The sequence below is a fragment of the uncultured Caulobacter sp. genome, assembly GCF_947036865.1.
GTDB lineage: Bacteria > Pseudomonadota > Alphaproteobacteria > Caulobacterales > Caulobacteraceae > Caulobacter.
Map to the genome: position 1 here is coordinate 1 of NZ_CAMQSF010000019.1, position 19,775 is coordinate 19,775.

Consider the following 19,775-nt stretch of genomic DNA (forward strand, 5'->3'; position numbering starts at 1 on the left):
CCGGCGCGGCCGGAGCGGCGGCCACTCGGACCGGCGGCGGCGCGGCCTTGGCGGCCACGAACACGACGCGCGAGCCCTGGCAGGTCCCGGCGTTATAGAGGCCCTTCAGATAGCCGCGCCGCACGAAGCCAGCCTTGATCGCCTCGCGGACGTCCTGGTCGTGACGCTCGGCCCCGGTCAGGCGGCGCACCCAGCCGCGCATCGGGATCACGTCGGTGATCGTGCTGGCCACCACGCCGAGGACGGGCTTGGACATGCCCTCCCCGGCCTTCTTGTCGGCCTTTGGCTCGTCGTAGTCGTCGCCAAGCACCGCGTCGAGCCGCTCGATCTCGGCCTTCAAGGGCGCGCATCCGGCGGACGGCGGGGCGTAGGGATCGGCGACGGCCGCCTTCAGCAGGTCGGGGATGTCCGAACGGACCACATTGATGTCGCGCAGCGGCGCGGCCATGGCCGAGCCGAGACTGTCGGTATTGGCCTCCGCCGAGGTCTGGGGCGTCTTCTGCTGACGCTCGGCCATCGCGACGCCGGCGACGCCCAGACCCAGGCACAGGGCCAGGGTCGCCACCGCGCGATGAGAGGTCCTGGGGGCAAACGACGACATGGTCCGAGCTCGCGGGGTTTATCGATCTCCATTCAATTCGGGAATCGCGTCGGCCGTTCCCGGCGGGCGCGCGATCGTGATCGGCGGCGGAAGCGGAACCTCGCCCTTCGACAGGCTCAGGGTGAGGCTCCGGAGAAACGCGGCGGCGAAATTCGTCCTCACCCTGAGCTTGTCGAAGGGCGAGGACGCCCCCCTCAGATCCGCTCCAGCCCGTCCATGATCGCCGTCAGCGCCAGCACCGTCTGGCCTTCCATGGCGCTGTGGCCCGCGTCGGTGCGCACATAGGTCGCCGGCGGCAGGCCGGCGGCTTCCAGCGCCTCGACCAGGCGCGAGCCTTGGGTCAGCGGACAGACCTGATCGAACCGGCCATGGACGATGTGGACCGGCACGCCCTTCAGCGCCGCGACGCCATCGGTGATCTCGTCCGGCTTCAGGAACAGGTCGTGGGCGAAGAAGTGCGCCTCGATCTGGGCGAAGCTCAGGGCGAACTCGGCCTCGCCGAACTTGCCCGGGTCGCTAGCGGCCGGGATCATGTTCGAGATCGTCCCCTCCCACACCGACCAGGCCAGGGCCGCCCGCAGCTGCAGGGCGCGCTCGGCGTCGGTCGTCGGCGTCATGTCGAAGATCGCCTTGTAGGCGCCCATCATGTCGCCCCGCCGCTCGGGCGGAATGACCTCGACGAACGCCCTCCACTCGTCGGGATAGGCGATATAGGCCCCCGGCGCGGTCAGGGCGTAGGGCTGGGTCTCGAACGTCGCGGCGTTGCCCTGGTACATGTAGAGCAGGTCCTCGGTCCGCCCCAGGAAGATGCCGCGCAGGATCAGCGAGGCCACCTTCTCAGGATTTCGGATCGCGTAGACCAGGGCCAGCGTGCTGCCCCAGCTGCCGCCGAACACGTGCATCCTGCCGGTGATCCCGAGCGCGTCCCGCAGGGCGTTGATGTCGGCGACGAGGTAGTCGGTCGTGTTATGCGCCAGGGCCTTCTTAGGCCCATCGGCGGCCACGGTCGGCCGGCTCTTGCCGCAGCCGCGCTGGTCGAACAGGATCACCCGGTAGCGATCGGGATCGAAGAAGCGCGACATCACCGGCGCGCAGGCCCCGCCCGGCCCCCCGTGCAGGAACATCACCGGCTCGCCGTCGGCGCGGCCGTATTCCTCCCAATAGAGCTCGTGATCCGGCGCGGTGTCGACCCGCAGCCAGCCCGTGCGCAGCGGCTCGCCTTGCGGATATTTCCACTCGTCGGTGACCTTGCTGGTCGTGCGCAGGCGGGAGAAGTCCATGGTCGAATCCTGTCGAAAGCGGCGGCGCACTCTCGCGCTGAAAGATGGGAATCTCTAGGCTCGAAACTCACGCTTTTCCGTGTCATCCCGGCCGGAGGCCCGCTTGCGGGCCGCGGAGCCGGGACCCAGGGGCCGGCGCACCGCGGTTCCCCCTGGGTCCCGGCTCTCCGCTACGCTGCGGCCGGGATGACACGAGATTTGGAACGACCCATGACCATCGAGATCGAAGACCGCCACGCCGCCGCCGCCTTCCGCCGCCTGGTCGAGCACCTGCAGATGCGCGCCGACGCCCAGAACATCGACCTGATGGGCCTGGCCGGCTTCTGCCGCAACTGCCTGGGCGACTGGGTCAGCGAGGCCTCGGACGGGGCGATCAGCAAGGAAGCCGCTCGCGAGGCGGTCCACGGCATGCCCGCCGCCGAATGGAAGGCCAAGCATCAGACGCCCGCCACGCCGGAACAGCTCGCGCGGATGGAGGCGAGCCTGGCGCTGAACGAGAAACTCAGAGCCGAACGCGCTTAAAGGGACGGGATAAAAACCCTTCTCCCCTTGCGGGAGAAGGTGGCCGCCATAGGCGGTCGGATGAGGGGTCGCGCGAGCTAACCGCCTGTAGCGCGGGGACAACCAGTCGCCTTCATCAACCCCTCATCCGGCCCTCCGGGCCACCTTCTCCCGCAAGGGGAGAAGGGAAAATCACGAGCGTTACCGCCTCTTCATCCCCCCTCTCCCAACCGCCCCTATCCTCTCCCCACCTCGAAGCACTGGGGAGGGCGCGCGGCCAGCGACCTTCGCGGCTTCGGGGGGCGGTCGAGCGGGCGCGCTCGTCGGCGCGGGGAAAACCCGCAACCGCATCTCTCCTACGGCGGTCGGCCCTGGAACACAGAAGCGACGGGAGATGTGGGCTGGCGAGGCGACAGGAGCGCTGAAAGGCGCTTGTCCGGGACCAGACTTCGCGGTCTGGCCCGCCCGTCGGAGGCTTCAACGGCGTTCGGGCGCTAACAGCGTCAGGGAGCCACGCTTCCGGAAAACGATCGCGCGGGGCGCTGCGCTTCGTCGAAACGGTAGTTCTCACTCTGCTCCGGGCGAGGTCCCGGCGCCCCGCTCCCTCCCCGCACCTCCGTCGCGCCGCGTCGGAGCGCATCGCCCTGCCTGGAAGGAGGTCTCATGGCGCGACATCCCTGCCCTCACCCGCCCGATCCCGCTTGGCCGCCGGCCCGCAAGGCGCAACTTCGCCGGACGGTCTGGAAGAAGATGCGAAAATTCCGCGCCTCGGCCGAGTTCGCGCGACTGGAGACCCTCGCCAACGAAAAAGCCCCCGACCTTTCGGCCGAGGGCTTCTCGTCATTCTTGGCGGATGAGGCGGACTAGCGGATGACCCGCGCGCCCTTGCCCTTCATCACGGCCTCGACCTCTTCCTTGCGCACCATCGAGGTGTCGCCGGGGGTGGTCATGGCCAGGGCGCCGTGCGCCGCGCCGTACTCGACGGCGGCCTGCGGGCCCTTGCCTTCCATGAAGCCGAAGGCGAGGCCCGAGGCGAAGCCGTCGCCGCCGCCGACGCGGTCGTAGATCTCGAGGTTCTCGCGCATCATCGAGGCGTAGAATTCTCCGCCGGCGTACAGGATCGCCGACCAGTCGTTAACCGAGGCGGTCTTGGCGTTGCGCAGCGTCGTGGCGGCGACCTTGAAGTTCGGGAACGCCTTCACGGCCGTCTGGATCATCTTCTTGAAGTTGGCCGGGTCGATCGCGCTGATGTGCTCGTCGAGGCCTTCCACTTCGAAGCCCAGGCAGGCGGTGAAGTCTTCCTCGTTGCCGATCATCACGTCGACGTACTGGGCGATGTGGCGGTTGACCTTCTGGGCGCCTTCCTTGCCGCCCTGCGACTTCCACAGGCTGGCGCGGTAGTTCAGGTCGTAGGAGACGACGGTGCCGTACTTGCGGGCCACTTCCACCGCTTCGATCACGGCTTCGGCGGTGTTGCTGGCCAGGGCCGCGAAGATGCCGCCGGTGTGGAACCAGCGCACGCCTTCCTCGCCGAACAGCTTCTCCCAGTTCACTTCGCCCGGGCGGATCTGCGAGGCGGCCGAGTGACCCCGGTCCGAGCACCCCAGGGCCGGACGCACGCCGAAGCCCTTTTCGGTGAAGTTCAGGCCGACGCGGGTGTTGCGGCCCAGGCCGTCGAACTCGCGCCAGATGATGTGCGAGGTGTCGACCCCGCCCTGCATCATCAGGTCCTCGACCAGCCAGCCCAGGTCGTTGACCGGCAGGGCCGTCACGGCCGTCGAGCGCTTGCCCCAGCACTTCTTGAAGGCGCGGGCAACATTGTACTCGCCGCCGCCTTCCCAGACCTGGAACTGGCGGGCGTTACGCACCCGGCCAAAGCCCGGGTCGAAGCGCAGCATCACTTCGCCGAAGCTGGCGCAGTCCCACTTCGTTTCCGAAGCCGGGCGGATGTTCAGGATATTGTCGGTCATTTGGTCTTAGGCCTTCCCACGAACCTTCTTGATCAGATCGACGGTCTCGCGGACCTTCTTGGAGATGCCCGCGTAGTCCTTGGCGTCCAGCAGCTCCTGCGTGATCAGCTTGGAGCCGATGCCGGCGGCGACGATGCCCGCGCCGAACCACTTCTTGACCGAGGCCTCGTCCGGATCGACGCCGCCCGTCGGCATGATGCGGGTCCAGGGCATCGGGCCCAGCACCGCCTTGACGAAATCGGGACCGCCGACCGACGAGCCCGGGAACACCTTGACGATCTCGCAGCCCAGTTCCTCGGCGTACGAGATTTCCGAGGCCGAGCCGCAGCCCGGCGAGTACGGGATCTTGCGGCGGTTGCAGACCTTGGCGACGTCGGCGTTGAGGATCGGGCCGACCACGAACTTGGCGCCGTTGGCGATGTAGATGCCGGCGGTGGGCGCATCGACGATCGAGCCCACGCCCATGATCACGCGCGGGTCGGCCTTATCGAAGTGGCGGGTCACTTCGTAGAAGACGTGGCTGGCGAAGTCGCCGCGGTTGGTGAACTCGATGCAGGGCGCGCCGCCGTCGGCGCAGGCCTGGATCACGTTCTTACAGACCTCGACGTCGGGGTGGTAGAACACCGGGATCACGCCCTGGTCCATCAGGGCGGTCAGCACCGCCATACGGTCTTTCACCATCTCAAACTCCTTCCCGAAGGATCGATCTTGCGCGAATGGCCCAGCTGGCCGCCGCGCGGGCAAGATTTCGCCGGTATTGGCTCAGGGCGATCCCTTAGACCGCGTCGCGGCTCGGCGCCACACCGGGCTTGCCGCTACGTCAAACTAAGGAAGCCGAACGCGCCGGTCGGGGCCCGTCCTGGGCGCCTTGGCGCGAGATCGCTGGTCGTCGTTTCCTTCCCCGAACCTCTTGTCGATCGCCTCTCCGCGCGACGCCCGAAGCGCAAAATTGAGGGCGTCGGATTGCACCGACGCCCCAAAAAGTTTGCGCAGGAGCGAGCTCAAAGAGCCGCAAACGAGACGGACCGACCACGACGCCGAACCGAAACGTTTGACACCGGTTACCTAGAAAGGAAGAGAACTGGCCAGGCCACTTCGCCACCGGTCTCATCGGGAGATAATCAGAAACCGGCGGTTCGCGCAAGCGCTGCGAGGAACGGATTTAAGGCCGGGCAAGGGGTTGAAAACGATAACGTTTGTGTGGCTGGGAAACCGGCGATTTACACAACCCGCCTCCCCGGCGAATGCCGGGGCCCAGATTCAGTCTCAGCGGGTTGGGGGCTCGCGCCAAAGACCGGTGCTCATCCCGCTACCGCCCCGTGTTCGATCTGGACCCCGGCATTCGCCTGGGAGATCGGGAGACGGGTGGAGCGACCTCACCCCGTATTGCGCAGCCCCGCGGCGATGCCGGCCACGGTCAGCTGGATCGCCAGCCGCAACGACTCGTCCTGGTCCCCCGCTCGCCGCCGCGACAGCAGCTCCAGCTGCAGGTGGTTCAGCGGATCGACCGACCGGCTGGCCAGGGCCACCGACTCGGCGAGGTCCGGCTGGTTGTCGAGCAGGCTGGTCCCGCCCCGGATCGCCAGGGCCAGGCCGCTCGCCGCGTCGTGCTCGCGCCGGATGGTCTCGAAGATCCGCTCGGCGTTGGACTTGTCCGGCGAGAGGGCGACGTAGCGGCTGGCGATGCCCATGTGGCTCTGGGCCAGGGCCAGCTCCATGTTCGACAGCAGGGAGGCGAAGAAGTCGAAGTTTCCGGCCAGGTCGCGCAGCTGCTCGACCGAGAGACCCGCCCGCTCGACCCCGGCCGCGAAACCGTACCAGCCCGGCAGCATGAACCGCGCCTGCGACCAGCTGAACACCCACGGGATGGCCCGCAGGTCCTCGATCTTGCGGCTGGCGGTGCGGCTGGCCGGGCGGCTGCCGATGTTCAGGCCGACGATCTCGCTGATCGGCGTCACCGACCAGAAGAAGTCCTCGAAGGCCGGATCGTCGTACACCAGCGCCCGGAAGCCGTGGAACGAGGCCTCGGCCAGGGCGGTCATGGCCGCCTCGACCTTGGGATCGGGCGCATGAACCGGTCGCTCGCTGGCCATCAGCACGGCGGCGGCCAGGCCGTCGAGATTGCGGCGGGCGGTGGGCTGGTCGCCGAAGCGGCGGGCGATCATCTCGCCCTGCTCGGTCATGCGGATGCGGCCCTGGACCGTGCCGGCGGGCTGGGCCAGCACGGCCTCGGCGGCCGGTCCCCCGCCCCGCCCGACGCTGCCGCCGCGACCGTGGAAAAGCTGCAGGCCCACGCCCATCCGGTCGGCCTCATAGGCCAGGGCCGAAGCGCCCTTGGCCACCCCGCGCCGGGAGGCGACATAGCCGCCGTCCTTGTTGCTGTCCGAATAGCCGAGCATGATCTCCTGCACCGGCCGGTCGCCCAGGATGCTCCGCGACAGCGGCAGCTCCAGCCACTGGCGCAGCACGGCGGGACCGTTCTCCAGGTCGCCGATGGTCTCGAACAGCGGCGCGACCTTGACCGAGGCGCGCGGCGCGGCCCCGCCCCAGACCAGTCCGACCTGCTTCAGCAGCACCAAGGGCTCGAGGATGTCCGACAGGGTGGCCGACTTCGAGATGATGTAGGCCCCCAGGCACCCATGGCCGTAGTCGCGCACCGCCTGGGCGGCCGCCTCTATCGTGGCCAGCTCCTTGGCGGTCTCCTCGCCATAGGCGGTGAACGGCGAGACCAGCGGCCGCTGGTGCGACAGCTCGTCGATCAGCACCTTGCAGCGCGCGGCCTCGTCGAGCTTCAGATACTCGATCCCCGTCCCCGCCCGCTGGAAGAGCTCGTCCAGCGTCCGCTCGTGGACGTCGGCGTTCTGGCGCAGGTCCAGGCTCATCAGGTGGAAGCCGCAGGCCTTGGCGACCTCGACCAGCGTCCGCAGGGCCGAGCCGACCAGGCGCTCGCCGCCATGACGCTCCAGGCTGTCGATGATCACCGACAGGTCCGCCACGAAGGCGTCGGGGTGACCGTACGGCTCGACCTCGGTGGTCCCGGTCGCGAAGGCCACCGGCGCGCCGGTCAGCTTCTGGGACACCGCCGTCAGCCGGTCGAACACCAGCTCCAGCGCCAGGCGGTAGGGCTCGTCCAGGCGGTGCACCGACGGATCCCGCGTCTGGGCCGCCAGCGCCAGCAGCTCCTCGGAAACCGGGGCGTAGGCCGTCGAGACGGCGAGATTGGACCACAGCTTGCGCACCTCGCCGGCGTACCAGTCGAGGATCACCCGGGACTGCGAGGCGAAGGCCAGTTTCAGGGTCGCTCCGTTGACGCCGGGGTGGCCATCCCGGTCGCCGCCCAGCCACGAGCCCAGTTTCAGCAGCGGCGCGAGGTGGCCGTGCGTCCCGATCTTGGCGGTCCAGTCGCCATAGAGTTCGATCATCGCCGGCAGGATCGAGGTCCGCACGATCGACATCGCGTTGCGGATCTCGTCCTTCACGGTGATCCGCTCCGGCCGGTAAAGCCGCGTCCGCCACATCAGGGCGATCTCGCGGAACAGGCCCTCGCGGATCTCGGCGTCGAGATCGGCCGGCAGGTGATGGCGGCGCAGGGCCATCAGCCGCGAGATCTCCGTCTCGCGGTCCACCATGCTGCGCCGGCGCACCTCGGTGGGGTGGGCGGTCAGCACCGGCATGACGTTCATGCCGCCGAAGATCCGGGCGAGCTCCTCGTCCGACTTGCCCCGCTCACGCAGGATCTTCACGGCGTCGACCAGGGTTCGGGGGCGGTCGTCGCCCGGCTGGGCCTCGGCCTCGGCGTGACGACGGCGGCCGGCCACGTCCTCGCCGATATTGGCCAGCAGCGAATGGCAGGCCAGGGCCCGCGCCAGGAACACCGCCTGCTCGGCCGAGAGGTCGGCGAACAGGTGGTCCAGAACCGGCGCCGCGCCGGTCTCCTCGTCCTCGCGGGACGCCGCCCGGCGCGCCTGGGCGACCAGCCCCGCGGCCTCCTCGCCCTCCAGATAGGCGATGGCCTCCGACAGCAGTTCGCTCAGCAGATTGGCGTTGCGCCGCACGTGACGGCTGGTCGGACGGTCGACCTCGATCGACAGGGCCGGTGGGCGCATGCGGGGGCTCCAGAAGCGACGGCCGCGGCCATCGCTCCACACTTGAAGGGGTCAAGACAGGGCGCCGGCGACCCGGGATCGTTCCGGGCCGCTGACGTAACGGCGCCCTCTAGCGCGGTTCCCCGGGCGGGGAAAGCGGATCAGCACGATGGTTCCGCTACCATCGCCAGTCTGCGCGAATTTGTTTCGCTAGCGCGCCAGCCAGCCGCCATCCACGGGCAGAGTAATCCCCTGGACATAGTCCGAGGCCGACGAAGCCAGGAACACGGCGGCGCCGCCGATGTCCTCCGGACGGCCCCAGCGGCCGGCCGGAATGCGCGCCAGGATGGCGGCGTTGCGGTCGGCGTCGTTGCGCAGGGCCTCGGTATTGTTGGTGTCGAAATAGCCGGGCGCGATGGCGTTGACGTTGATCCCCTTGGTCGCCCACTCGTTGGCGAGGATCTTGGTCAGGCCGGCGAGGCCCGACTTGGCGGCGGTATAGGACGGCACGCGGATGCCGCCCTGGAACGAGAGCAGGGAGGCGATGTTGATCACCTTGGCCTGGCCACCCTCGACACCCTGCTTCAGCGCCTGCTTGGCGAAGGCCTGGGTCAGGAAGAAGACGACCTTCAAGTTGGTGTCCATCACCGCGTCCCAGTCGGCCTCGCTGAACTCGATCGAGTCCGCGCGGCGGATGATGCCGGCGTTGTTGACCAGGATGTCGACCTTGCCGAAGGCGGCGACGGTCTCGTCGATGACCCGCTGGACGGGCTCGGTCGAGCCGAAGTCGGCCTTGATCGACAGGAACTTGCGGCCCAGGCCCTCGACGGCGGCTTGGGTTTCGGTCGGTTCGCTGCGGCCCGCGGCGGCGATGTCCGCGCCGGCGGCGGCCAGGGCGATGGCGATCCCCTGCCCGATCCCGGTATTGGCGCCGGTGACGAGCGCGACCTTGCCTTCGAGGCTGAACGGATTGGCCATGACGAGTTCCTGTCCCAAATTCGTGTCATCCCGGAAGCCTCGAAGAGGCTGTCCGGGACCCAGGGGCCGGCGCGCTGCGCGTGCCCCCTGGGTCCCGGCTCTACGCTACGCTTCGGCCGGGATGACACGGAAGCGTATGGCCCAAGGCCCCTACTTCAGCTGGCAGATGTCCAGCACGTTCATGTCGGTATAGTCGAGGTTTTCGCCGCCCATCGCCCAGATGAAGGTGTAGTTGGCGGTGCCCGAGCCCATGTGGATCGACCACGGCGGACTCATCACGGCTTCCTCGTTGGCGATCACGATGTGACGCATCTCGTCCGGCTCGCCCATGTAGTGGAAGACCCGGTCGTTCTCGCCGAGGCCGAAGTAGAAATAGGCTTCCGAGCGGCGGTCGTGCAGATGGGGCGGCATCGTGTTCCAGACGCTGCCCGGCTTCAGCACGGTCATGCCCAGCAGCAGCTGAGCCGACTTGCAGGTGGTCGGCACGATGTACTGGTAGATCGTGCGCTCGTTGGAGGTTTCCAGCGCGCCGCGCTCCAGCGGGATCGCGTCGGCGAAGGCCAGCTTCTTGGTCTCGAAGGCCGCGTGGGCCGGCAGGCTGACCAGGTAGAAGCGCGCGGCGCCGTCGACGCCCTCGAAGGTGACCTCCTTGGCGCCCATGGTGACATACAGGCCGTCACGCGGCACGATCTCGTAGACCACGCCGTCGACGGTGACCTTGCCGGTGGTCTCGCCGACATTGATCAGGCCCAGTTCACGGCGCTCCAGGAACGGGTGGCCGGCGGCCGAGGCGGGCTCGGTCTGGTCGGGCAACTTGATCGGGCTGGTCGCCACGACGCCGCCGACCACGAAGCGTTCGGCGTGATTGTAGGTCAGGACGATCTGGCCGTCCTGAAACAGGCCCTGCATCAGGTAGCGGTCGCGCAGGTCGTCGTTGCTGACCGCGAACATCATGTCCGGATGGGTGGCGTGATAGGTCTTGGCGAACATCGGGAAGTCTCCGGAAAGGGTGTTCTATTCAGCGGCCGCGCGCAGCGTGGTGGGGCGAGCCCAGTCCGGACGCTGATCGAGCTTGTAGGCCTTCTTAGGCAGGTTGTACGTCAGATCGACGATCAGCTCCTCTGCCTCGACGAGATCCATGCGGTGCTCGGCGACCATGCGGGCGAGGAAGGCGCTGTCGACGCGGCGGGCCACGTCGTGGCGGGCCGGGATCGACAGGAAGGCGCGGGTATCGTCGTTGAAGCCGACGGTGTTGTAGAAGCCGGCGGTCTCGGTGACCTGCTCGCGGAAGCGCATCATGCCTTCAGGGCTGTCGTGGAACCACCAGGACGGGCCCAGCTTCAGCACCGGATAGTGGCCGGCCAGCGGGGCCAGCTCGCGGCTGTAGGTCGTCTCGTCCAGCGTGAACAGGATGATCGACAGGCGCGGATCGTTGCCCAGACGGGTCAGCAGCGGCTTCAGCGCATCGACGTACTCGGTGCGCATCGGAATGTCGGCGCCCTTGTCGCGACCGTGCGAATTCAGGAGGCCGACATTGTGGTTGCGGTGCGAGCCAGGGTGGATCTGCATGACCAGCCCGTCGTCCAGGCTCATCTTGGCCATCTCGGTCAGCATCTGGGCGCGGAAGAGCTCGGCCTTTTGCGGCGTCACATTGCCCTTCACGAGATCGGCGAACAAGGCCTCGGCCTCGGCGTCGCTCAGGTCGGCGGTGGCGGCCGTCGGGTGACCATGGTCGGACGAGGTCGCGCCGGCCTCTATGAAGGCTTGGCGGCGCAGGCGGTGCGCTTCGAGATAGGACTTCCAGCTGTAGACGTCCTGGCCGGACACCTCGGCGAAGCGTTCGAAGGCGCGCGGCGAACGCTCGTCCTCGAAGTCGATGACGGCGTCGGGACGATAGGCGGTGATCACGTGACCGCCCCACCCGCTCTCGCGGATCGCCTTATGGTGATCGAGGCTCTCGTGCGGCCCCTCGGTGGTCGCCAAGGTTTCGATATTGAAGCGGTCGAACAGCGCGCGCGGACGATAGGCCTCGGTCGCCAGGGCCTCGGTGATCCGGTCGTAATAGGCGTCGGCCGTGGAGGCGTCGAGGAACTGCGTGAATCCGAAGACCTGGCTGAACACGTGGTTCAGCCACACCCACGACGGCGTCCCCCGGAACAGGTGGAACTGGCTGGCGAACACCCGCCAGGCCTCGCGCGGGTCGGTGTCGGGCACGCCGGCCTTGGACCGCACCTTCAGGGCGTCGAGGCTGACGCCCTGGCTGTAGAGCATCCGGAACAGATAGTGGTCCGGGGCCAGCAGCAGATCGGTGGCGTCCTGGAACGGCGCGTTGGTGGCGAACCAGCTCGGATCGGTATGGCCGTGCGGGCTGATGATCGGCAGGTCCTTGACCAGGGCGTAGAGGCCGCGGGCATAGGACCGGGTGGCCGGATCCGCTGGAAACAGCCGATCCTCGTGGAAATTCAGAGGCCTGGGCATGGCTTAGCGTCCGCTCCCTATCTGGTCGGCGACTTCGCGACGGGTCGCCCGCGCCCGCTTGGTAACCGGTGTCATGTCTCTATGCAACCCGCTGGAACCGGCAAATTCTCAACCCGGAACCGGGCCCGAGGATTCCCGGACCACCAGGCTCGGTTCGGTCTTGGTCATGTCTCGAGGCTCGTCCCGCTCGACCCCGATCAGCTTCTCGGCGGCCATGCGGCCGATCTCCCGGGTCGGGGTGCGGACCGTGGTCAGGGGCGGCCACACCGCCTGGGCGATCTGGAAGTCATCGAAGCCCACGATCGTCAGATCCCGAGGCACCACGAGGCCCGCCTTGCGCGCGGACTGCAGAACCCCCGCGGCCATCTCGTCATTGCCGCAGAAGATCGCCGTGGGCCGCGGCGTCCGCGCCAGAAGCGCGTCCCCGCACGCCACACCGGACTCGAAGGTGTAGGCGCCCTGGACGATGTCGCCCTCGGCCAGTTTCAGCCCCGCCTCGGCCAGGCCGTCCTCGAACCCCCCTCGCCGCTCGTGCGACGAGCGGAAGCTGCCCGGACCCGAAATGAACGCGATCCGCCTGTGACCGAGCTCCACGATGTGACGCGCGGCCTGCGCCGCGCCCATCCGGTCGTGGCCGACGATCATGTGCTCGGGCATGTCCAGCTCGACCGAGGCGATGCGGATATATTCGCAGCCGATTTCATTCAGCAGCTTGGCGACCCGCTCGTCCTCCGAGACCGAGGGCGGCAGCACCACGCCATAGAGCTTCTGGCGCTCGACGAAGCCGCGGATGTCCGCCAGGAAGGTGGGGCTGGCGCGGTCGCAGGGGTGCACCACCAGCTCGAAGCCCGAGCCGCGCAGGCCGTCCAGCAGTCCCAGCTGCATGTTGACCACGTATTGCGGGTTCGGATTGTCGTAGATCATGCCGATCAGGAACGAGCGACGGAACGCCAAGCCTCGCGCTTGCGGGTCCGGCGCGTAGCCCCATTCGGCGATCACCGCCTCGATCCGCTCGCGGGTCTCGTCGCGGACGAAAGGCGACTGGTTGATCACGCGGGAGACGGTCTTCTTGGACACGCCGGCCAGACGGGCGATATCGTTGATGGTGGCTCGCTTACGGCCGCCTTCGACGCCATTCTCTAGATCTTCGGGAGTCGAGGGCGGCGTATTCGAAGAGCTCACGGCGTTTCCAAGCGGCTGTAGGACGTCTTGTTTTGTCATACTCTAGCCGCGCGAACGTCGCCAACCTAGGACGAAACGCCCCCTTGCGGCGGACCTGACACCGGTTACCTTTAGGGGTGGCGCCGCGTTTGGCGTTACGAAACACAATGGCTGCCGCCTCCATGACGGAAAACACCTCGCCGCTCGCCGAATCGATTCATCCCGTCGATCCACGAGACCATGTCGCCACGGCGCTGCGCGACCTGGCGGCGGGCGAGACCCTCGAACTTCACGGCCGCTCGATCGTTGCCCAGGCGGCCGTTCCCAAGGGCCACAAGATCGCGATCCGCGCGGTCGCGGCGGGCGAGGATGTTCTGAAGTACGGCTGGCCCATCGGCCGCGCCACCGCCGACATCGCCGTCGGCGACCACGTGCACGTCCACAATGTCGAGACGCGCCTGGACGGGGTCGAGGGCTATGTCTTCGCGCCCGCGCCGCCGGAAGCGCCCGGTCCCGGCGCGACCCGCACGTTCGAGGGCTATCGCCGCCGCAACGGCCGGGTCGGCACGCGCAACGAGATCTGGGTCCTGTGCACCGTCGGCTGCGTGGCCAACACCGCGCGCCGGATCGCCGAGAAAGCCCATGCCCGCTTCGCCGGCCGCGTCGACGGCGTCTATGCCTTCCCCCACCCGTTCGGCTGCTCGCAGCTAGGCGACGACCTGACCCACACCCGCGCCCTGATCGCGGGCCTCGCCGCGCATCCCAACGCCGGCGGCGTCCTGATCCTGGGCCTGGGCTGCGAGAACAACCAGCTGAAGGCCCTGCTGGACAGCGCGCCGGACATCGACCGCGAGCGGCTTCGAAGCTTCACCACCCAGATGGTCGAGGACGAACTGGAAGACGGTCTGGCCGCCGTCGAGGCGCTGGTCGAGATCGCCGAGCGGGACCGCCGCGAGCCCGTCCCGGTGTCGGAACTGGTGGTGGGCCTCAAGTGCGGCGGCTCGGACGGCTTCTCCGGCGTCACGGCCAATCCTCTCGTCGGCCGCATCGCCGACAAGGTCGCCGACGCCGGCGGCACCCCGGTCCTGACCGAGATCCCGGAAGTGTTTGGGGCCGAGAACGTCCTGCTGCGGCGCGCCGCCAGTCGCGAGATCTTCGACGCCGCCGTCGGCGTGATCGACGACTTCAAGCGCTACTTCATCGACAATCACCAGCCGATCTACGAGAACCCCTCGCCCGGCAACATCGCCGGCGGCATCACCACGCTCGAGGAAAAATCGCTGGGCGCGGTGCAGAAGGGCGGCCGCGCGCCGCTGGTCGAGGTGCTGCGCTATGGCCAGCGCGTCGGCCCGCACGGCCTGACCCTGCTGGAGGCGCCGGGCAACGACGCGGTCTCGTCGACCGCCCTGACCGCCGCCGGCGCGACCGTGATCCTGTTCACCACCGGCCGCGGCACGCCGCTCGGCTTTCCCGCGCCGACCCTGAAGATCGCCTCCAATTCGGGCCTGGCCCAGCGCAAGCCGGGTTGGATCGACTTCGACGCCGGTCAGGTGCTGGACGGCGTCTCGATGGACGACGCGGCCGAGCGCCTGATGGACCTCGTGATCGACACGGCCTCCGGCAAGGCGACCAAGGCCGAACTGAACGGCGAGCGCGAGATCGCCATCTGGAAGTCGGGGGTGACCCTCTAGGACATGAGGGTCGGGTCGAAGCGGCGCCGGACGCCATTGCCACCGGTGTCGACCTGGCTCATGAAAGGCCCCGCAAGGGAGTCTCTTAACGTGGAGAACGCCCTGCTCCAGACGACATCGAACCCCTGCGTGCTCCCTTGACGGCTTCCTCCGCCTCCTCCCCCGCCCTGCGCCTCAGCGCGACCAGCTATCCGGGAGCGATCCCGGGCGTCGTCTTGCCCGCCTATGACCGGGACAAGGTCCAAGTCGGCGTCGTCCACCTCGGCCCCGGCGCCTTTCACCGCGCGCACCAGGCGTTCTATTTCGACCAGTTGCTGGCCAAGGATCCGCGTTGGGGGATCTGCGCCGTCTCGCTGAAGAGCCCGGGCGTCCGCGACGCCCTAGAGCCGCAGGACGGGCTCTACACCCTGGCTCAGCTCGACGCCGAGACCACCTTCCGCGTCGTCGGATCCATCGTCGAGGTGCTGGTCGCCCCGGAGGACCCTCCGTCGGTCTTCGCCCGCCTGGCCGCCCCGACCACCCGTCTCGTCACCCTGACCGTCACCGAAAAGGGCTACACCCTGTCGGCCGAGGGCGGGCTGGACGAAACCCATCCAGACGTCGTTCACGACCTGGCCAATCCGCGCGAACCGCGAAGCGCCGTCGGCTACGTCGTAGAGGGCCTGCGCCGCCGCTTCCTGGCCGGCCTTTCGCCCTATGCCGTCGTGGCTTGCGACAACCTCGCCGATAATGGCTGGCGGCTGAAGGCCGCCGTCGTGGCCTTCGCCGGCAAGCTCGACGCCGACCTCGCCGCCTGGATCGAGCGCGAGGGGTGCTTTCCCCGGACCATGGTCGACAGCATCACCCCGGCCACCGACGACGCGCTGCGCGCTCGCGTGCTGGCCGCTACCGGTCTCGAGGACGCCTGGCCGATCCAGCGCGAGGCGTTCACCCAGTGGGTCGTCGAGGACGTGCTGCCGGCCGACGCTCCGGATCTCGCCAGCGTCGGCGTGACCCTGACCGATGACGTCCGCGGTTTCGAACGCGCCAAGCTGCGTCTGCTGAACGGAGTCCACTCCACCCTCGCCTATGCCGGCATCCTGCGCGGTCACGAGACGGTGTTCGAAGCGATCAGCGATCCGGCCCTCGCGGCCCTGGCCCGCGACCTGATGGTCCAGGACATCATCCCCACCCTGACCGCGCCGCGCGGCCTGGACCTGGCCGCCTATGCCGAGGCGATCCTCGCGCGTTTTCGCAATCCCGAGATCCGCCACTATCTGGCGCAGATCGCCTGGGACGGCTCGCAGAAGCTGCCGTTCCGCATTCTGGGCACTCTGACCGAAGCGCTGGAGGCCGGCCGCTCGATCGAGCGCCTGGTGATCCCGCTGGCGGCGTGGATGCGCTTCGTGGCGCTGCGAGCCAAGTCCGGGGAGGCGATCACCGACCCGCTCGGCGACAAGCTCGCCGAGCTCGGCGTCGCCGTTACGGGTGACGCGAGGACCGACGTGTCTGCGTTCCTGGCCCTCGAAGGCGTGTTCCCGCACGCTCTGGCCCAAAACCCTCTCTTCGTCGCGGCCGTCGAGAAGGCGTACGCGGAGCTGGCTTAACGCGTCACGCCGCGCGCCGTCAGCACCGGCACGACGGTGCTGACGAGGATGCGCAGATCGAACAGGAACGAGCGGCGGCGCAGATATTCCGCGTCCAGCGCCACCTTGTCGGGAATGGCCAGTTCGTCCCGGCCGTTGATCTGCGCCCAACCGGTGACGCCGGGGCGCAGGGCGTCGACGCCGGCGGCCTTGCGCGCGGCGATCAGGTCGTCCTGATTGAACAGCGCGGGTCGCGGACCGACCAGGCTCATATCTCCGACCAGCACGCTCCAGAGCTGCGGCAGCTCGTCCAGGCTGAGCTTGCGCATGATCGGCCCCGGCGGGGTCAGCCAGCGGTCGGGGTCCTCCAGCAGATGCGTGGCGACCTCGGGCGTGTCGATGCGCATGGTGCGGAACTTGGGCATCGAAAACAGCGCCGAGCCCCGACCGACCCTTTGCGACCAGTAGAGACCGGGTCCGGGCGAGGTCAGCCGCACCAGCAGCCATAGCCCCGCCAGCGGAACGGCCAGCACGATCAGGCCCGCCCCGGCGGCCAGGACGTCGAAGGCGCGCTTCACGAGACCCTAGCCGAGATCGCCGCTGGCCGCGTCGAGCAGCAGATAGGCGCGCCCGGCGTCCGAGGACAGCAACGCCGCCAGCAGGAAGCCTTCGCGATCCTGCCCGGCCGCTTCCTCGACCATGCCGGCGTAGCGCTTCAGGAACCGCTCGGTATTGCCCTTCAGCATGGCGTCCGAGAACAGGCGGCGGACAAGGCGGCGGATGGCGGCGGGCGCCAGGCGCTTGACGACCTCGCGGGCGCCGCGCGCGTCGCGGGTCTGCAGGGCCGCGGCGATCTCGTCGATCCGGCCGCGCGGCAGCAGGGCGTGCGGGTCGATGCCCATGGCGGTGATTTCGGCGGCGAGGCGCTCGCCCAGCGCAGCGTCCCCCGGCGAGCTGTTCTCGATGCCCGCCAGGAGGTTGCGCCAGCTCCAGCCGCCCTCGCCTTCGGGGTCGCCCGGCGGCGCGCCAGCGGGCTTGCGCGATGAAGCCTGCTCGAACACCGAGCGGAATTCCTGATCGGTGGCGGTCGGCGTCAAGCGCAGCCGGCGGCGGTCGGACGGCGGCTCGTCCTCGTCGTCGAACTCGGCGGGGGGCAGGGGCGCTGCCGGCGGCGGCGGCGCGGCGCGGGTCCGGCTCGGCGCGGGAGCGGCCGTGGAGGCGGCGCGGGCGGCGATGGTCGAGACGCTGGAGGCGGTCACCGCGCCGGCGGCCTCGCTGAGCATCTCATAGTTGCGGCGCACCCGCTCCTGGAAGGCCTGATCGATCGCGGCCGTCTCCTCGGCCGTGCGGCGCACCGCGTTCATCAGTTGCTCGACGCCCTGTTCGATCGAGACCCGCACCTCGGCGGCCTTCTGGAGGGCCTCGGCGGGCAGATCGGCGGTGCGGCGGCCGATCTCCGCCAGCATCGCCTCGAGTTCGTCGAGCGTGCCGCGCGCGGCCTGCACGGAGTCCTGCAGCTTCTGAGCCGTGCGCGCGCCGGCCTGCTCGACCATCTGCGCCGAGTGCTCGATGATGTCGCGCGCCTCTTCCATGCGCGACTCGAACACCGCGTCGGCCTTTTGCCCGGCGGCGAAGGCGATCTCGTTCAGCTGGTCGACCCGGCTGCGGGCCGCCTCGACCCGGGCCTCGACGCCCTCGCTGGCCTTGAGCGCCGCCTCGGCCATGGCTTCCATGGCCGCCTTGAGCTCTTCCTCGAGCAAGGTGCGCTGGTTCTCGGCGACGTCGCCGATCGTCTCCAGCGTCTTGCGGGCGTTCTCGGCCAGGGCGTCGCGCTGGGCGTTCGCGCCGTCGGCCAGCTCGCGGAACTGGTCGGCGGCGGCGCTGATCAGGCCGCGCAGGATCTCCGCGCCCATCGCGGCGGTGTCGGAAAGCTCGGTCGCGCCGACGCGGGTATAGGCCACGAACTCGGTGAGTTGGGCGGTGCGGGTCTCGGCCTCGGCGGCGAAGTCTTCCTGCTCGGACCGCAGGGCCTGGCTGACCTCGACAAGGGCGGCGCGCTGGGCGGCCAAGCTCTTCTCGACCGCCGCGACCTGATCGCCGACGCCGGTTCCGGCGGTCTCCAGGCGGGCGATCTGACGCGACAGGTCCTCGGCCCCCACGCGCGCGGCGTCGGAGGCTTCGGCGGCGGCGGTGGCCAGGTCCGCGGCGCGGGCGGCCAAGGCGGCCTCGGCCTCGCGCAGCTGGGTCTCGGCCAGGTCGGAAGCCTCGGCCACCATGCGGGCCTGGCTGCCGATCGCGTCGACCACCGCGGTGGAGCGGGCGTCCAGCGACTGGGACAAGGCTTCCATCGCCGTGCGCTCGTGGCCCAGGCCCTGGGCCAGTTGCTTGGCCATCCTGGCGGACTCGGCGGCGGCCTCGGCCAAGCGCGCCGTCTCCTCGGCCAAGGCCTGGCGCAGCGAGACGATGTGATCCCGGGCCCGCTGAGCGGCGGCCGCGGCGTCGTCGACGCCGGCCCGCAGAGCATCGACGGCGTTGGACGCGCCGACGGCGGCCAGAGCGGCCGGCGTGACCAGGCGGTCGGTCAGGGTCCGGTTGCGGTTCAGCTCGTCGGCGATGCCCGTCGCCTGGCGCAGCAGATAGGCGCCGAGCAGGGTCAGCAAGGCGGGGCCGATGGCGAGGCCCGCGAACACCATCAGCGCGAAGCCCTCGACCTTGAAGGCCGGAACGCCGCGGGCGTAGCCCAGCGCGAAGGCGATCGGCGCCAGGGCCCACAGCGCGGCGATGGCGCTGGCCAGGGTCCAGAACAACAGGCCGGGCATGCGGCGCGGCGCGGTCTCGGCCTTCAGCGGGATCGGCGTCTCGGGGATAGGCCCGCGCAGATCGAGCGTCGGCTCGCGCGGCTCGGTCGCGGCCGGCGTTGGCGCCTGCTCGGGCTCGGCGATCGGCGCGGGCGGTTGAACCCTGGTGGCCAAGGGGCTGGCCAGGGTGAGTTCGGGCTCGTCCGCGCTTTCGGTCGGTGGGACATCTCGCCGGCGACGAGAGCGCATGGTCATCGGCGGCGGGACGGCCAGCTCGTCGTTGAGCGTATCGCTGGGGCCGTTCGGCTCGGCGCCGGAGGTCTCGGCCTCCGGAACCTCCGGAGGAAGTTCAGGCGTGGTCTTAGGGTCCTCGGGCGGGGTGTCCGTCGGCGTCGCCGAGAAATCGAGCGGTTGGCGCTTCTTAGGCTTCATACACAGCCAGGGTCCCAAGACGGGGCATTGAGGGGCGTCGGTGGGGGTGCGAAGACGGCTTCCCGCGCCGAACCCCGCCTTCGCGTATCACCTGAACCTAACGGCGAAAAGCCTTGGCGAAAAGCGGCTTTGCTCACCTTGGCGGGGGATGCGACGATCAGGCGCCGCGTCGGACGCCTCGGGGCCGCGAGCGCGAGATCGCCGCGCGCGGCGCCAAGTCCGCTGACAGCGCCTC

The 19,775-nt window shown here is 69.1% G+C and carries 16 protein-coding genes; 4 read left to right on the forward strand and 12 right to left on the reverse strand.

Annotated elements, in window-relative coordinates; genetic code table 11:
* From Q0V34_RS11880 to Q0V34_RS11890, 3 genes are all read right to left on the reverse strand, one after another.
* On the reverse strand, positions 1 to 601 hold a 601-nt coding region (locus Q0V34_RS11880), incomplete at its 3' end, for a hypothetical protein (protein ID WP_297511983.1).
* Positions 602 to 795: 194 nt separating this feature from the next.
* Positions 796 to 1,881 (reverse strand): prolyl aminopeptidase, encoded by a 1,086-nt coding sequence (pip, locus tag Q0V34_RS11885; protein WP_297511985.1) that lies wholly within the window; start codon positions 1,879 to 1,881, stop codon positions 796 to 798.
* 54 nt (positions 1,882 to 1,935) lie between these two features.
* Positions 1,936 to 2,118, reverse strand: coding sequence for a hypothetical protein (locus tag Q0V34_RS11890; protein WP_197426899.1), 183 nt, complete (start codon positions 2,116 to 2,118; stop codon positions 1,936 to 1,938).
* On the opposite strand from Q0V34_RS11890, the gene Q0V34_RS11895 reads away from it, so the two are divergent.
* Together Q0V34_RS11895 and Q0V34_RS11900 are read left to right on the forward strand one after the other, a co-directional pair.
* Entirely contained in the window at positions 2,092 to 2,403 is a 312-nt protein-coding gene (locus Q0V34_RS11895; protein WP_297511986.1) for a DUF1244 domain-containing protein, read from the forward strand. The genes Q0V34_RS11890 and Q0V34_RS11895 overlap by 27 nt on opposite strands.
* Before the next feature lie 642 nt (positions 2,404 to 3,045).
* Positions 3,046 to 3,249, forward strand: a complete 204-nt coding sequence (locus Q0V34_RS11900; RefSeq protein ID WP_297511988.1) for a hypothetical protein — start codon at positions 3,046 to 3,048, stop codon at positions 3,247 to 3,249.
* Here the strand turns inward: Q0V34_RS11900 and Q0V34_RS11905 are convergent.
* From Q0V34_RS11905 to Q0V34_RS11935, 7 genes are all read right to left on the reverse strand, one after another.
* Positions 3,246 to 4,352, reverse strand: a complete 1,107-nt coding sequence (locus Q0V34_RS11905) for a sugar kinase (protein ID WP_297511990.1) — start codon at positions 4,350 to 4,352, stop codon at positions 3,246 to 3,248. The genes Q0V34_RS11900 and Q0V34_RS11905 overlap by 4 nt on opposite strands.
* 6 nt (positions 4,353 to 4,358) lie before the next feature.
* Positions 4,359 to 5,033, reverse strand: coding sequence for a bifunctional 4-hydroxy-2-oxoglutarate aldolase/2-dehydro-3-deoxy-phosphogluconate aldolase (locus Q0V34_RS11910; protein ID WP_297511992.1), 675 nt, complete (start codon positions 5,031 to 5,033; stop codon positions 4,359 to 4,361).
* A 695-nt stretch (positions 5,034 to 5,728) separates the two neighbouring features.
* Positions 5,729 to 8,458, reverse strand: a complete 2,730-nt coding sequence (gene ppc / locus Q0V34_RS11915; RefSeq protein ID WP_297511994.1) for a phosphoenolpyruvate carboxylase — start codon at positions 8,456 to 8,458, stop codon at positions 5,729 to 5,731.
* A 189-nt stretch (positions 8,459 to 8,647) separates the two neighbouring features.
* Positions 8,648 to 9,415, reverse strand: coding sequence for a 2-dehydro-3-deoxy-D-gluconate 5-dehydrogenase KduD (kduD, locus tag Q0V34_RS11920; protein WP_297511996.1), 768 nt, complete (start codon positions 9,413 to 9,415; stop codon positions 8,648 to 8,650).
* 150 nt (positions 9,416 to 9,565) lie between these two features.
* Entirely contained in the window at positions 9,566 to 10,405 is an 840-nt protein-coding gene (kduI, locus tag Q0V34_RS11925) for a 5-dehydro-4-deoxy-D-glucuronate isomerase (protein ID WP_297511998.1), read from the reverse strand.
* 24 nt (positions 10,406 to 10,429) lie between these two features.
* On the reverse strand, positions 10,430 to 11,893 hold the full coding sequence (uxaC, locus tag Q0V34_RS11930) for a glucuronate isomerase (RefSeq protein WP_297512000.1): 1,464 nt from the start codon (positions 11,891 to 11,893) through the stop codon (positions 10,430 to 10,432).
* A 108-nt stretch (positions 11,894 to 12,001) separates the two neighbouring features.
* Positions 12,002 to 13,075: a LacI family DNA-binding transcriptional regulator gene (locus Q0V34_RS11935; RefSeq protein ID WP_297512002.1), complete on the reverse strand. Its 1,074-nt coding sequence runs from the start codon at positions 13,073 to 13,075 to the stop codon at positions 12,002 to 12,004.
* Positions 13,076 to 13,236: 161 nt separating this feature from the next.
* Between Q0V34_RS11935 and Q0V34_RS11940 the strand changes: the two genes are divergently transcribed.
* Together Q0V34_RS11940 and Q0V34_RS11945 are read left to right on the forward strand one after the other, a co-directional pair.
* Positions 13,237 to 14,745 carry a UxaA family hydrolase gene (locus Q0V34_RS11940; RefSeq protein ID WP_297512152.1) on the forward strand — a complete coding sequence of 503 codons (1,509 nt, stop codon included), beginning with the start codon at positions 13,237 to 13,239 and terminating at the stop codon, positions 14,743 to 14,745.
* Positions 14,746 to 14,882: 137 nt separating this feature from the next.
* Positions 14,883 to 16,331, forward strand: a complete 1,449-nt coding sequence (locus Q0V34_RS11945) for a mannitol dehydrogenase family protein (RefSeq protein WP_297512004.1) — start codon at positions 14,883 to 14,885, stop codon at positions 16,329 to 16,331.
* Here Q0V34_RS11945 and Q0V34_RS11950 read toward each other — a convergent pair.
* On the reverse strand, positions 16,328 to 16,888 hold the full coding sequence (locus Q0V34_RS11950) for a sugar transferase (protein WP_297512006.1): 561 nt from the start codon (positions 16,886 to 16,888) through the stop codon (positions 16,328 to 16,330). The genes Q0V34_RS11945 and Q0V34_RS11950 overlap by 4 nt on opposite strands.
* Before the next feature lie 6 nt (positions 16,889 to 16,894).
* On the reverse strand, positions 16,895 to 19,540 hold the full coding sequence (locus Q0V34_RS11955) for a polar localization protein TipN (protein WP_297512008.1): 2,646 nt from the start codon (positions 19,538 to 19,540) through the stop codon (positions 16,895 to 16,897).
* Between the last annotated feature and the right edge of the window lie 235 nt (positions 19,541 to 19,775).